A 14,003-nucleotide genomic window follows, 5' to 3' on the forward strand; every position below is an offset into this window, starting at 1 on the left:
GTTGCGCCGCACCGGGGTGCCGCCTTGCCCACCCTGCCGCCCAAGGCGGCAGATTGCCCAAGGCGGGGCGGCATCGGGCGGTGCCGGTAAATCAAGCCCCGCCGTTCGAACGAGAGCCAGCGGGGTCCGGGGCGGAGCCCCGTGGCGTAGGAGCGGCCAGGCCCGGGCGGAGCCCCGTGGCGTAGGAGCGGCCAGGTCCGGGCGGAGCCCGCCCGCCGCCGACAACCCGCCCCCCGAACCCCCCTCGTCCACCCCGCGATCCTGGAATGCTGGGGGTATCAGGATCGATCGATCCCGGCGCGCACCGCGTCGGGACGCTCGTGCGCTGGGGGGCCTAAGAACGTGGAGGACAAGGTGCGGGTCGTCATCGCCGAGGATTCAGTGCTGCTCAGGGAGGGCCTGACCCGGTTGCTCACGGACCGCGGGCACGAGGTCGTCGCGGGTGTCGGCGACGGAGAAGCGCTGGTCAAGACCATCATCGAGCTGGGGGAACAGGACCAGCTGCCGGACGTGGTCGTCGCGGACGTACGGATGCCGCCCACGCACACGGACGAGGGCGTGCGCGCGGCGGTGCGTCTGCGGGCCAGGTTCCCCGACCTCGGGGTGCTGGTGCTTTCGCAGTACGTGGAGGAGCAGTACGCCACCGAGCTGCTCGCCGGTTCGAGCCGTGGCGTCGGGTACCTGCTCAAGGACCGGGTCGCCGAGGTGCGGGAGTTCGTGGACGCGGTGGTGCGGGTCGCCGAGGGCGGCACGGCGCTCGACCCCGAGGTCGTCGCGCAGCTGCTCGGCCGCAGCCGCAAGCAGGACGTGCTGGCGAACCTCACGCCCCGCGAGCGCGAGGTGCTCGGCCTGATGGCGGAGGGGCGTACGAACTCGGCGATCGCCCGGCAGCTCGTGGTGAGCGACGGCGCGGTCGAGAAGCACGTCAGCAACATCTTCCTGAAGCTGGGGCTGTCCCAGAGTGACGGGGATCACCGCCGCGTACTGGCGGTCCTGACCTACCTCAATTCCTGATTACCTGACACCCTGTCAGATACCGGAGCCAAGGAAGTGCCCCGAAGAACCATCGACCGGCCGAGCGCGTCCTCCACAGGGGGAATGACCACACAAATCGGGGCGACCCGCCGTCTCATTTGGCGGTCCACCATGCGAATCGCCTCAGGAAGGCGACCCTTACAGACGTAGGGTGGGGGCCGTGGGAGGGCCGGTGGGACGGCCGTGCCCGCACAGCCGCCTCGAGGGAGGTCCAGTTCAGTGACCAGCCAGGTCAGTAGCACCACCGAGCAGGCCGACGGGACCGACAGCGCTGTTGTCGGCGGGCAGCGCACGTCGGCAGGACAATCGAGCAAGGACGTACGGCGCGTGGACCGGGTGATCATCCGGTTCGCAGGTGACTCCGGTGACGGCATGCAGCTCACCGGGGACCGCTTCACTTCGGAGACCGCGTCGTTCGGCAACGATCTCTCCACGCTGCCGAACTTCCCGGCCGAGATCCGCGCCCCCGCAGGGACGCTGCCGGGCGTGTCCTCCTTCCAGCTCCACTTCGCCGACCACGACATCCTCACGCCGGGCGACGCGCCGAACGTGCTGGTGGCGATGAACCCGGCCGCCCTGAAGGCGAACATCGCCGACGTGCCGCGGGGCGCCGAAGTCATCGTCAACACCGATGAGTTCACCAAGCGGGCGATGCAGAAGGTCGGCTACGACGCCAGCCCGCTCGACGACGGGTCGCTCGACGGGTACCAGGTGCACCCGGTGCCGCTGACGACCCTGACCGTCGAGGCGCTGAAGGAGTTCGAGCTCTCGCGCAAGGACGCGGGGCGCTCCAAGAACATGTTCGCGCTCGGTCTGCTGTCGTGGATGTACCACCGGCCGACCGAGGGCACGGAGAAGTTCCTCAAGGCCAAGTTCGCCAAGAAGCCCGAGATCATGAAGGCGAACCTCGCGGCGTTCCACGCGGGCTGGAACTTCGGGGAGACGACGGAGGACTTCGCGGTCTCCTACGAGGTCGCGCCCGCCTCCACCGCCTTCCCCACCGGCACCTACCGCAACATCTCGGGGAACCTGGCCCTGTCCTACGGGCTGATCGCCGCGTCCCGGCAGGCGGACCTGCCGCTGTACCTGGGCTCGTACCCGATCACGCCCGCGAGCGACATCCTCCACGAGCTCAGCAAGCACAAGAACTTCGGCGTACGCACCTTCCAGGCCGAGGACGAGATCGCCGGGATCGGCGCCGCGCTCGGTGCGGCGTTCGGCGGCAGCCTGGGCGTCACCACCACCTCCGGGCCCGGTGTCGCGCTCAAGTCCGAGACCGTCGGCCTCGCCGTGAGCCTCGAACTGCCGCTGCTCGTCATCGACATCCAGCGCGGCGGCCCCTCCACCGGGCTGCCGACCAAGACCGAGCAGGCGGACCTGCTCCAGGCGATGTTCGGGCGCAACGGCGAGGCGCCGGTCCCGGTCGTCGCGCCCCGCACACCGGCCGACTGCTTCGACGCCGCGCTGGAGGCGGCCCGGATCGCGGTCACCTACCGCACCCCGGTCATGCTCCTCTCGGACGGCTACCTGGCCAACGGCTCGGAGCCGTGGCGCATCCCCGAGGTCGACGAACTCCCGGACCTGCGCGTCCAGTTCGCCTCCGGTCCGAACCACACCACCGAGGACGGCACCGAGGTCTTCTGGCCGTACAAGCGCGACCCGCAGACCCTCGCCCGCCCCTGGGCGGTCCCCGGCACGCCGGGGCTTGAGCACCGCATCGGCGGCATCGAGAAGCAGGACGGCACGGGCAACATCTCCTACGACCCGGCCAACCACGACTTCATGGTCCGCACCCGGCAGACGAAGATCGACGGCATCGAGGTGCCCGACATCGAGGTCGACGACGCCACGGGCGAGGCCCGCACGCTCGTCCTCGGCTGGGGATCGACGTACGGCCCGATCACGGCCGCGGTGCGCCGCCTGCGCACGGCCGGCGAGCACATCGCGCAGGCCCATCTGCGCCACCTCAACCCGTTCCCGCGGAATCTGGGTGAGGTCCTGAAGCGTTACGACAAGGTGGTGATCCCCGAGATGAACCTCGGTCAGCTCGCCACCCTCGTACGGGCGAAGTACCTGGTGGACGCGCACAGCTACAACCAGGTCAACGGAATGCCGTTCAAGGCTGAGCAGCTCGCCACCGCTCTCAAGGAGACCATCGATGGCTGATACGCAGACCAGGGAGTCCCGGGAGGCCGGCGGCCAGGCCGCGGAAGAGGCCACGGGCGAGGCCGGGGACGGCGCGGACACGCTTCTGTCGCTGGTTCCCAAGGCCGAGGCCAAGCAGTCCATGAAGGACTTCAAGTCCGACCAGGAAGTGCGCTGGTGCCCCGGCTGCGGCGACTACGCGGTCCTCGCCGCCGTGCAGGGCTTCATGCCCGAGCTCGGCCTGGCGAAGGAGAACATCGTCTTCGTCTCCGGGATCGGCTGCTCGTCCCGCTTCCCGTACTACATGAACACGTACGGGATGCACTCCATCCACGGCCGCGCCCCGGCCATCGCCACCGGACTCGCCTCCTCCAGGCGGGACCTGAGCGTGTGGGTCGTGACCGGTGACGGCGACGCGCTGTCCATCGGCGGGAACCACCTCATCCACGCCCTGCGGCGCAACGTGAACCTGAAGATCCTGCTGTTCAACAACCGGATCTACGGGCTCACCAAGGGCCAGTACAGCCCGACCTCCGAGGTCGGCAAGATCACCAAGTCGACGCCGATGGGCTCGCTCGACGCGCCCTTCAACCCGGTGTCGCTCGCCATCGGCGCCGAGGCGTCCTTCGTGGCCCGCACCGTCGACTCCGACCGCAAGCACCTCACCTCCGTGCTGCGGGCGGCCGCCGACCACCAGGGCACGGCGCTCGTCGAGATCTACCAGAACTGCAACATCTTCAACGACGGCGCCTTCGAGGTCCTCAAGGACAAGCAGCAGGCCGAGGAGGCGGTCATCCGCCTCGAACACGGGCAGCCGATCACCTTCGGCGCCGACGCGTCGAAGGGGGTCGTGCGCGACACGGCCACCGGCGACCTCAGGATCGTGCCGGTCACGGAGGACAACAAGGCGGACATCCTGGTCCACGACGCCCACGCGGCGTCCCCGACCACGGCCTTCGCGCTCTCCCGGCTAGCCGACCCCGACACCCTGCACCACACCCCGATCGGCGTCCTGCGCGATGTCGAACGGGCCGTCTACGACGTGCAGATGAGCGATCAGCTCGACGCCGCGATCGAGCGGGACGGCAAGGGTGAACTGGGTGCGCTGCTCGCCGGCGGCGACACCTGGACCGTCGTGGGCTGAGCACACCACGGGTGTACGACGAGGTCCGGTCGCGGAGTTCCGCGACCGGACCTCTCGCGTTTCAGAGCAGCCCAGAGCACCCGGCACATCCCGGCGCACCCGGGGCGCATCCCAGCACCGACGTCAGGACCGTATGGCGATACGGGCATGACGGGCGGCGCCCTGCGGCGCTACCTTCGTGGAGGCCGCCGCGGGGCTGCCGGGTGTCACGAGGGAGGGTTCATGCAGGACGGAGCGGGCGAGGCCCGGAAAGAGGCGCGTACGGGTCTCCTCAACGGGTTCGCGGCGTACGGGATGTGGGGCCTCGTCCCCCTGTTCTGGCCCCTGCTCAAGCCCGCGGGCGCCGTGGAGGTCCTCGCCCACCGGATGGTGTGGGCGCTGGTCGTCGTCGGCCTCGCGCTGCTCTTCGTACGGAAGTGGGGCTGGGCGCGCGAGCTGATCCGGCAGCCGAAGCGGCTGGGGCTCGTCACGATCGCCGCGGCCGTCATCACGGTCAACTGGGGCGTCTACATCTGGGCCGTGAACTCCGGCCATGTCGTCGAGGCCTCGCTCGGGTACTTCATCAACCCGCTCGTCTCGATCGCCCTCGGTGTCCTGCTCCTGAAGGAACGGCTGCGGCCCGCGCAGTGGGCGGCCGTCGGGACGGGCGTCGCCGCCGTCCTCGTACTCGCCGTCGGATACGGGCAGCCGCCGTGGATCTCGCTGGTGCTCGCGTTCTCGTTCGGCACGTACGGGCTCGTGAAGAAGAAGGTGAACATGAGCGGCCTGGAGTCGCTCGCCGCCGAGACCACCGTGCAGTTCCTGCCCGCACTCGCCTACCTCCTGTGGCTGGCGGCGCAGGGGCGGTCGACCTTCGGGACGGAGGGCGTGGGGCACGCCGCGCTGCTCGCGTCGTCCGGGCTCATCACGGCCCTTCCGCTGGTGTGCTTCGGGGCCGCGGCCATCCGGGTCCCGCTGTCGACGCTGGGACTCCTGCAATATCTGACGCCCGTCCTCCAGTTCGTGCTGGGGATCTGGTACTTCCACGAGGCGATGCCCGCCGAGCGGTGGGCCGGATTCTCCCTGGTGTGGCTGGCGCTCGCCGTGCTGACGTGGGACGCGCTGCGTACGGCGCGGATCAACCGGGCCCGGCTGGCCGAAGCGGCGACAGAAGCAGCGACAGAGGCGGCGCGCCAGACGCCAACTTCCGCCCCCACGGAGGAAGTTCGGCCTATAACTGGTGCATGACACTGCACTGGAAGCTCGTCATCGACGCCGCGGACCCGCACACCCAGGCCGAGTTCTGGTCGGCCACCCTCGGCTACGAGATCGAGGACAACGCCGCACTGATCGAACGGCTCCTCGGGTTCGGAGCGGTGAGCGAGGCCGACACCGTGACGCGATGGGGCCGCCGGTCCTTCCGTGACCTGGTCGCCGTGCGCCACCCCGACGACCCGGTGGACGCGGACACCGGCACCGGACTCGGCCGCCGCATCCTCTTCCAGCGGGTGCCCGAGGCCAAGAGCGGCAAGAACCGGCTGCACATCGACGTACACGCCGAGGCCGGGCAGCGGGCGGCCGAGGCCGAGCGGCTCACCGGGCTCGGCGCGCGCGTCCTGAACGAGGTGAAGTCGCAGGGCGGGGAGTGGCTGCTGATGGCCGACCCCGAGGGGAACGAGTTCTGCGTCCAGTGATCAGGGACCGCCCGTCGAGCCGGCGGGCGGTCGGTCACCAACTCTTCGCTGAATCCCCCCTGTTCACTTCGCAGCACTCCTCCTAACCGTCGGTAACGTGTGTTCGACCGTCCGGGTGGTCGATGCCGATCTCGCGTCCCGCCCGCGCCTTCGCCACTCGTTCTGCTCCTGGAGGAGCCTTGTATTACGGACGCCTCCTGGGCGCCTTCACCGGACCGTGCCCGGCCCACGGGGGCGGTGCGTGATGGGGGACTTCAGCGCCCTCCTGGTCGCCCTGCTGCTGTTCCTGCTCTTCATCGGCGCCTGCCTGTTCCTGTCGATGTGGGCCAGTCCCGACCTCCGCGTCGGGGACGAGTTCTTCCGCGTCGGCGGGGACAACCGGCTCAGCACCCGGATGACCGGGTTCGCCTACTCCGGCGACATCGCGAACGCCGCCGCCGTCATGTACCTCGTCGGGGTCGTCGCCGTCGCCGGCGGGGACGGCCTGTTCGTCGCCCTGGCGGCGGCGCTGTCACCCCTGCTGATGCGGCAGTGGCTGGCGAAGCGTCTCGCGGGCGTCGGCGGACGGTCGTTCGGCGAGACCGTCGCCCGCCATCTGCCGCCGGGGCCCGGCCGCCGCGCCGCCGGTTTCGCCCTGCTGGCCGCGACGGTGCCGCTGCTGACCGCCCAGTTCCAGCCCCTCGGCGACACGGCCCAGATGGTCGGCATCAACGACCTCGGGACCCGGCAGCTGCTCATCGTGCTCATGGGCGCCCTGATCGTCTCCTGCGCGGCGATCGGCGCCACCCGCGGCGCGACCGTGCTGCAAATGGCCAAGATCGCCGGTCTGATGCTCATCGCTCCGCTCCTCGGCCTGCTGGTCCTGATCAGGTTCAGCGGGGACTTCGGCGCGATCTTCGACGCCGCCGACCGGCAGCGGTCCGGATCCGGCGGCTCGGGCAGCTATCTGGAGCTGGGCCAGCTCTTCGGCAACGGCCCCGTCGGGTTCATCGACCTCGCCGCCTTCTGCCTCTGCGTGCTGACCGGCGCGGCCTTCATGCCGTACCTCATCGCGCGCTTCACCGACGCCCCGAAGCCGGCCGACGCACGCCGCGTCGCGGGCGTGGGCTTCGTCGTCATCGCCCCGCTGTGCGCCCTGGCGGCCCTCATCGGCTTCGGCGCGGCGGCCCTCGTGCCCCAGGAGAAGCTGGTCGCGCACGGGCAGTTCGGCGGAAACATCATCGCCCGCCTCGCCATCGCCCTGGACGGAGGCGAGGACGGGCTCGGCAAGTGGCTGCTGTTCGTGCTCTGCGCCACCTTCCTCATGGTCCTCGCCGCTGCCGCAGTCCTCCTGCTCTCCGCGGCCGCCTCCGTCGTCCGCGACCTCAGTGCGGGCGGCGCGGTGGCCAAGCCGGAGGGGCTCAAGGCCGACGGCACGACGAGCGTCAGCGCGGGCCGCGCCCGTCTCACCATGGTCGCCATCGGCGGCGTGAGCATTCTGCTCGCCGCCCTCACCCCCGATGTCACCCCGCAGTTCTGGCTGATCGTGTCCTACACGATGACGACCTCGTCGGTCCTCCCGCTCGTCATCCACGGGCTGCGCAGCGACGGCCCCATGACCGCGGCGGCCATGAAGCGCTGCGTCTACGGGAGCACGGCGGCGATCCTGCTCGTCACCTTCTTCTCCCCCTCGGTCTCGGGCACCCCGTACGCGCTCTTCCCCGACCTGGACTGGAACTACTGGCCCTTCCACTCCTCGGTGCTGATCGGCGCCCCCGTCGGCTTCCTCCTCGCCCGGCCGCGGCGCGGCGACCGCCCCACGCGGGGCGCCGCGGCGCCCAGGGCCGAGGCGGAGACCCCGTTCCCCACCAGGGCCGGCTGACAGGCGACCCCGGCGCGGTTCACGACGTGATGTCCTTCGCCGTGAACCGCGCCCACGCCGCAGAGCCGAACACCGCCGCGTACAGGGCCTGGAGTTCGAGGTTCTTGACCACGTCGTCCCAGTACACCGGTGCTCGCATCAGGTCGGCGAAGGACAGCCACTGGTGTGAGAACAGGTAGGGCTGGATCGCGTGCAGCTGCGGGATCTGGTCGAGGATCTGGACGGTGATCAGCAGGCCCACCGTCGTCGCCATCGCCGCGATGCCGCTGCCCGTGAGCGTCGAGACGAACAGCCCGACGGCCGCGACGCCGACCAGGGAAGCCGCGACCACGAGCGCGATCAGGAACGCCCGCCACAGCCCTTCGCCGAAGCCGATCCGCGTGCCGGAGATGGTGACCAGGTCGCCGAGCGGGAACAGCAGCGCCCCGGTGAGCAGCGCGGAGACCGCCACCACCAGCGTCGCCAGCAGGCAGAAGGCGAGCACCGTCGCGTATTTGGTGAGCAGCAGGCGGGTCCTGCCCGCGGGGGCGACCAGCAGATAGCGCAGCGTCCCGGCGTTCGCCTCGCCCGCCACGGCGTCGCCCGCGATGACGCCGACCGACATGGGCAGGAAGAACGGGAGCGTCGCGGCGAGCGCCGTGAACACCAGGAACAGGCCGTTGTTGGTGATCTGCGCGATGAACGCGGGGCCGCCGCCCCCGCCGCCCGAGCCGTCCCCGCTCGTCTCGATCCTCACGGCCACACCGATCAGGACCGGCACGCCGGCGAGGACCGCGAGCAGCGCGAGCGTGCGCCAGCGGCGCAGGGTCACGCTCAGCTCGCTGCGCAGCAGACCGAGGGTCCACAGAGGGTTCGTCCTGGGCGTCTGAAGTACCTCAGCCCGCGACATCGAAGCCCTCCCCCGTCAGTGCGACGAACGCGTCCTCCAGCGAGGCCCGCTCGACGCCGAAGCCGCGCACGCGCACGCCCGCGGTGACCAGCGCCGCGTTCAGATCCGCCAAGTCCGTTTCCACAGGCGGCGGTTCGGCCGTGACCCGCTCGTCCTCCGTGTCGAGGACGGTCAGCCCGTGTTCCTTGAGGACGCGGGCGGCGTCGGCCGGGTCCGGGGTCGTGACGGCGAGCTTTCCGCGCACCCCCGCGGCGAGTTCGGCGACAGGCCCCTGGGTGAGGAGGCGGCCCTTCGCCATCACCGCGGCGTGCGTACAGACCTGCTCGATCTCGTCGAGAAGGTGCGAGGAGAGAAAGACGGTGGCGCCGTCGGACGCCAACTCCCGTACCAGGCTTCGGATTTCACGCATGCCCTGCGGGTCGAGTCCGTTCGTCGGCTCGTCGAGGACGAGCAGCCGACGGGGTGTCAGCAGAGCGGCGGCGAGGCCGAGCCGCTGCTTCATACCGAGCGAGTACGCCTTGGCCTTCTTCGCTGCGGCGGCCGTCAGGCCCACCCGGTCGAGGGCCTGCCCGACCCGCTCCTTGCGCGTACGGGGATCGGCGGTCGGGTCGGCGGAGTCGTACCGCAGCAGGTTGTCCCGCCCGGTAAGGAAGCCGTACAGCGCGGGCCCCTCGATCAGCGCGCCCACCTGCGGCAGCACGGTCCGCACCGCGCGGGGCATGGGGTGGCCGAGGACCCGGGCGTCCCCCGAGGTCGGCTCGATCAGGCCCATCAGCATCCGGATGGTGGTGGTCTTGCCTGAGCCGTTCGGCCCGAGGAAGCCGAAGACGGAGCCGCGCGGGACACTCAGACTGAGCCCGTCGACGGCGAGCTGCCCACCCCGGTACCGCTTGCTGAGCTCCCGCGTCTCAATGACCGGCTGCTCCTCCATGCCCCTCCTACGTCCTCCGCATACGGGTGAGGGGGCGGTGCGCACCGCCCCCTCACCGTCAACTACCGCTGCTTCAGCCGGCGTTCGCCGCCTTCACCAGCGCGTCCTTGGTGACCGCGCCCGCGTACGCCTTCCCGTCCTCGGTGACCAGTACGTTCACGAGGCGGGTCGAGTACACGGTTCCGGAGCCGAACTCACCCTTGACCTGATCGCCCAGGGAGCTCAGGAACTTACTGGCCTCGGGCGGCATGTCGGCCGAGCCCTTGCCCGCGGCCAGGCCACCGGCCTCCTTCGGCAGCTTCAGCTCGGCGATCGAGGTCCAGCCCTTGCCGATGACATTCAGGTCGTCGAGGCCGCCGGCCTTGAGCTCATCGGCCTTGAGGTCCTTGGGCTTGACGGAGCCCTCGTGCCGCGGCGCCTTCTTCAGCTCGTCCGCCTCGGTGACCTTCGTGCCCTTCGACGGCTTGAAGTCGAAGGTGGAGGCGGCCGGCTTCGCGAAGTCGACCTTGGTGAAGCCCGCGTCGACCACGGCCGCGCCGCCGCCCGCCGGGGTCAGGCTGAACTTGAGCGGCGTACCGGTCTTCGCGTCCACGGACACGGTGACCGCGCCGACCGTCGAACCGGACTGCTTCGGCTTGATCTGCAGCCGGTACGCGTCCCGGCCCGCGACCTGCGAGGTGCCGTCGACCGAGAACGACGTGGTGTCGCCGCCGGCCTTGAGGATCTCGTCCGTGAGCTCCTTCGGCGTGGCCGGAACGCCCTTGGGGGCCTTCTTCGCGTCGTCGCCCGAGCCGTCGGAGCCGTCAGTGCCGTCTTCTGAGTGCGCGCCCTGCTTCTGCTTCGCGTGGTACGCCTCGTCCGACTTGCTGTCGTAGGCCCACACGTCGTCGCCGTTGTGGATCACGCTGTACTCGGACGTGTCGTCGAGGACCGACAGCTTCTGCCGGTCCGGGCCGTCCGCCGCGACGCGCAGCGTGTGCGAGCCGGTGGCCAGCTCGGTCAGCTTCGACTGCGGGTCGGCCGAGGACCCGCCGCCCTCGTGCTCCCCGCCACCCATGAGGCCGCCGCCGGCGGCGCCGCCGGCGGCGCCGCCGAGCGAGGGCAGGCCCAGGTCCGTCGAGATCTTCACGGTGCCGGAGAGCTGCTCGGTGTCCGACTTGGCGATCTTCTCGATGAGCTGACGTGCGGTGATGTCGGGCAGGTCCGGGTCGCCTGAGCTGGCGAGCGCCGGAACGAGCCCGATCGTCGCCGCGGCCACCCCCACCACGGCGACGGGGACCGCGTAGCGCACGGCCTTGCGGCGGCGCGCGCCGCTCTCGCTGTCTTCGGATGCGTACGGTGCCATCTTCTTGCCCTACCTCCGTGATCGGCGGCGGCTTACCGTCCTGTGCACTCGTCAAGTCTGCGTCCACCCCGAGCCGCCATTCTCACCCGGATTGGTCTGGAGTGGTGTACCCAATCTGACCAAACCGGCACCAAGGAAGCGTCAGACCCCGGGATCAACTCCGCGTACGCCTACGGGATGACACCACGCGACGGCGCGACCTCCTACCCGTAGGGGACCCGTAGGGGGCGCCTTCCGGAGGGGGTCAACCCGCCCGGTGCACCACCGCGTCGCACAACTCCAGCAACGCCACCTTCGCCTCGCACTCCGCGAGCGGGGCCAGCGCCGACCTCGCCTCCTCCGCGAAGCGGACCGTGTCGCGGCGGGCCTGCTCCAGCGCCGGATGAGCCCTCAGCCGCGCGACCGCGTCGGCGAGCCGCTCGTCGTCCCCGAGGTCCGAGTCCAGGAGCTCGACCAGCTCCTTGTCCTCGGCCAGTCCGAGCCGGTCGGCCCGCTCACGCAGCCGCAGCACCGGGAGCGTGGCGATGCCCTCGCGCAGGTCGGTACCCGGCGTCTTGCCGGACTCGTGCGAGTCGGAGGCGATGTCGAGGACGTCGTCGGCGAGCTGGAAGGCGACGCCGAGCCGCTCCCCGTACTGCGTCAGCACATCCACGACGGTCTCGTCGGCCCCGGACATCATCGCGCCGAAACGACACGCCACGGCGATCAGCGAGCCGGTCTTGCCGCCCAGCACGTCGAGGTAGTGGTCGACGGGGTCGCGGCCGTCGGCCGGGCCCGCCGTCTCCAGGATCTGGCCGGTGACCAGGCGCTCGAACGCCTCCGCCTGGATCCGGACGGCGTCGGGGCCGAGGTCGGCGAGGATGTGCGAGGCGCGCGCGAAGAGGAAGTCGCCGGTGAGCACGGCCACCGAGTTGCCCCAGCGCTGGTTGGCGCTCGGCACCCCGCGCCGCACGTCCGCCTCGTCCATCACGTCGTCGTGGTACAGCGTCGCGAGGTGGGTGAGCTCGACGACGACGGCGGAGGGCACGATGCCCGGCGCATACGGGTCGCCGAACTGGGCCGCGAGGGACACGAGCAGCGGCCTGAACCGTTTGCCCCCGGCGCGCACCAGGTGCTGGGCGGCCTCCGTGATGAAGGGAACCTCGCTCTTGGTGGCTTCGAGCAGTCCCTCCTCGACAGCCACCAAACCAGCCTGGACATCAGCCTCGAGGGCCTGGTCCCGCACGCTCAGACCGAAAGTCCCGACGACGGTCACGAGAGGTTCTCCTGTCTGCTGACGATCACGACGCTCACATGGCGAACTCGGTCGATCATTCGGTCGATGACACGGTTTGTCGATGTGTCGCTGCCATCACTCAAGTCAGCGTATCCGGTCGCGTTTCGATCACAGGTGCCGCCCGCCCGAACACCCCGGACCAGGCGGCTTCGCGACACCACCGGTATGTTCTTGATCAGCACAGACGACCTGGAGTACGCACTTTGTCCCGCACCGAGAACGACACGGGCAGCGCACCGCCCCCTGGTGACGACACGGCCTTTTTCGGCCAGCCGAAGGGCCTGCTGACCCTCTCCGGCCTGGAAGTCTGGGAACGTTTCTCGTTCCTCGGCATGCAGGCGATCCTCGTCCTGTACTTCGCCGACACCGTCGCGCACGGCGGCATGGGCATGGACCCCGCGAACGCGGCCTCGGTCTCGGCGGCGTACGGCACGCTCGTCTACCTCGTCTCGGTCGCGGGCGGCTGGCTCGCCGACCGGATCCTCGGCTCGTACCGCGCCGTCCTGTGGGGCGGCATCCTCATCGCCTGCGGACATTACTCGATGGCGGTGCCGACACCCACGATGACGTGGGTCGGGCTCGGTCTGATCAGTGCCGGTACCGGCCTGCTCAAGCCGAATGTCGCCTCGATGGTCGGCAAGCTCTACCGGACCGCCGACGAACGCCGCGACGCCGGCTTCGCGCTCTACTACATGGGCATCAACATCGGCGCGTTCGCGGGACCGCTGATCACCGGCTGGCTCGGTGACCACAAGGGCTGGCACTGGGGTTTCTCGGCCGCCGCCATCGGCATGACGTTCGGCCTGATCCAGTACGTCGCCGGTCGCCGTCACCTGGCCGGGCGCACGGACGCCGCCGAATACGCGCTGCCGCCCGAGGGGATGCGCAGGGCGGTCCGGCTGATGATCGCGGGCGCGATCGTGGTGGCCGCGCTCGCGGTGGTCCTGGGCACGGCCGGGTGGCTCACCATGGGCCGCTTCGTCGACATCCTCACGTACATCTCGGTGATCGCGCCGGTCGTGTACTTCGTGGTGATGTTCAGGAGCCCGCGGGTCACGGCGGAGGAGCGCGGCCGCCTCAAGCCCTATCTGGTCCTCTTCATCGCCTCCGTCGCCTTCAACTTCATCCTGTTCCAGGCGTACTCGACGATGATGCTGCTGGCCGCCTCGAACGCCGAGACGACCATCCTCGGCTTCGAGTTCCCCGTCAGCTGGTACGCCTCCGCGCTCGGCGCCTTCGAGGTCGCCCTGGCGCCGGTGGTGGCGGGCCTGTGGGTACGCATGGGGCGGCGCCAGCCGCACGCCTCCAACAAGATCGCGATCGGTGTGATCCTGGGCGGCCTGTCGTTCGTGCTGATGGCGCTGCCGACGTCCGGCCACAGCGACGACACGTACAAGATGGCCGCCTGGTGGATCGTCGGCTCGTATCTGCTGCTCGGCCTCGGCGACATCCTCGTGGAGACGTCCGGCATGTCCGCGACGACCAAGCTCGCCCCGCAGGCCTTCGCCAGCCAGACCATGGCCCTGTGGTTCCTCTCGCTCGCACTCGCGAACGGGATCCAGGCCCAGGTCGTCAAGCTCTACGGCGAGGTCTCCAACCCCGCCTACTTCGGCGTCAACGGCGCGATCGCGGTCGCGGTCGGTATCGCCGTCATCGCCCTGGCGCCGTGGCTGCGCCGCACCATGCACCCCGTTCACTGAGGTT

11 protein-coding genes are annotated in these 14,003 nt (G+C 70.2%); 7 read left to right on the forward strand and 4 right to left on the reverse strand.

The window, feature by feature from the left end:
- The first annotated feature begins 354 nt into the window (after positions 1-354).
- The 6 genes from ACFYWS_RS07495 (at position 355) to ACFYWS_RS07520 (ending at position 7,858) form a co-directional block, all read left to right on the forward strand.
- Positions 355-1,014: a LuxR C-terminal-related transcriptional regulator gene (locus tag ACFYWS_RS07495; RefSeq protein ID WP_389271753.1), complete on the forward strand. Its 660-nt coding sequence runs from the start codon at positions 355-357 to the stop codon at positions 1,012-1,014.
- Between the two features lie 240 nt (positions 1,015-1,254).
- Entirely contained in the window at positions 1,255-3,201 is a 1,947-nt protein-coding gene (locus tag ACFYWS_RS07500; protein ID WP_389270739.1) for a 2-oxoacid:acceptor oxidoreductase subunit alpha, read from the forward strand.
- Between the two features lie 121 nt (positions 3,202-3,322).
- Complete coding sequence (locus ACFYWS_RS07505; RefSeq protein WP_389271756.1) at positions 3,323-4,324, forward strand: 2-oxoacid:ferredoxin oxidoreductase subunit beta; 1,002 nt, start codon at positions 3,323-3,325, stop codon at positions 4,322-4,324.
- Positions 4,325-4,546: 222 nt separating this feature from the next.
- Entirely contained in the window at positions 4,547-5,551 is a 1,005-nt protein-coding gene (gene rarD / locus ACFYWS_RS07510) for an EamA family transporter RarD (protein WP_389270742.1), read from the forward strand.
- Complete coding sequence (locus ACFYWS_RS07515) at positions 5,548-5,997, forward strand: VOC family protein (RefSeq protein WP_389270745.1); 450 nt, start codon at positions 5,548-5,550, stop codon at positions 5,995-5,997. Before rarD ends, ACFYWS_RS07515 begins: the two co-directional genes overlap by 4 nt.
- 244 nt (positions 5,998-6,241) lie before the next feature.
- Entirely contained in the window at positions 6,242-7,858 is a 1,617-nt protein-coding gene (locus ACFYWS_RS07520; RefSeq protein ID WP_389270748.1) for a hypothetical protein, read from the forward strand.
- Between the two features lie 19 nt (positions 7,859-7,877).
- Here the strand turns inward: ACFYWS_RS07520 and ACFYWS_RS07525 are convergent, their stop codons facing one another.
- The 4 genes from ACFYWS_RS07525 to ACFYWS_RS07540 all read right to left on the reverse strand — a co-directional run bounded on the left by ACFYWS_RS07525 (position 7,878) and on the right by ACFYWS_RS07540 (position 12,278).
- Positions 7,878-8,747 (reverse strand): ABC transporter permease, encoded by an 870-nt coding sequence (locus tag ACFYWS_RS07525; RefSeq protein WP_389270751.1) that lies wholly within the window; start codon positions 8,745-8,747, stop codon positions 7,878-7,880.
- On the reverse strand, positions 8,734-9,678 hold the full coding sequence (locus ACFYWS_RS07530; RefSeq protein WP_389270754.1) for an ABC transporter ATP-binding protein: 945 nt from the start codon (positions 9,676-9,678) through the stop codon (positions 8,734-8,736). Before ACFYWS_RS07530 ends, ACFYWS_RS07525 begins: the two co-directional genes overlap by 14 nt.
- A 73-nt stretch (positions 9,679-9,751) precedes the next feature.
- Complete coding sequence (locus ACFYWS_RS07535) at positions 9,752-11,023, reverse strand: outer membrane lipoprotein carrier protein LolA (protein WP_389270757.1); 1,272 nt, start codon at positions 11,021-11,023, stop codon at positions 9,752-9,754.
- Positions 11,024-11,267: 244 nt separating this feature from the next.
- Entirely contained in the window at positions 11,268-12,278 is a 1,011-nt protein-coding gene (locus ACFYWS_RS07540; protein WP_389270760.1) for a polyprenyl synthetase family protein, read from the reverse strand.
- Positions 12,279-12,502: 224 nt separating this feature from the next.
- Between ACFYWS_RS07540 and ACFYWS_RS07545 the strand changes: the two genes are divergently transcribed.
- Entirely contained in the window at positions 12,503-13,999 is a 1,497-nt protein-coding gene (locus ACFYWS_RS07545; RefSeq protein WP_389270762.1) for a peptide MFS transporter, read from the forward strand.
- Positions 14,000-14,003 lie beyond the last annotated feature (4 nt).

The organism is Streptomyces sp. NPDC002795 (assembly GCF_042888725.1).
In the GTDB taxonomy this organism is placed as follows: Bacteria; Actinomycetota; Actinomycetes; order Streptomycetales; family Streptomycetaceae; genus Streptomyces.

Excerpts from the sequence above, each read along its gene's own strand:
- ACFYWS_RS07505 (WP_389271756.1), top strand. The coding sequence starts at position 3,323 with ATGAAGGACTTCAAGTCCGACCAGGAAGTGCGCTGGTGCCCCGGCTGC.
- rarD (WP_389270742.1), top strand. The coding sequence starts at position 4,547 with ATGCAGGACGGAGCGGGCGAGGCCCGGAAAGAGGCGCGTACGGGTCTC.
- ACFYWS_RS07515 (WP_389270745.1), top strand. The coding sequence starts at position 5,548 with ATGACACTGCACTGGAAGCTCGTCATCGACGCCGCGGACCCGCACACC.
- ACFYWS_RS07520 (WP_389270748.1), top strand. The coding sequence starts at position 6,242 with ATGGGGGACTTCAGCGCCCTCCTGGTCGCCCTGCTGCTGTTCCTGCTC.
- ACFYWS_RS07525 (WP_389270751.1), bottom strand. The coding sequence starts at position 8,747 with ATGTCGCGGGCTGAGGTACTTCAGACGCCCAGGACGAACCCTCTGTGG.
- ACFYWS_RS07530 (WP_389270754.1), bottom strand. The coding sequence starts at position 9,678 with ATGGAGGAGCAGCCGGTCATTGAGACGCGGGAGCTCAGCAAGCGGTAC.
- ACFYWS_RS07535 (WP_389270757.1), bottom strand. The coding sequence starts at position 11,023 with ATGGCACCGTACGCATCCGAAGACAGCGAGAGCGGCGCGCGCCGCCGC.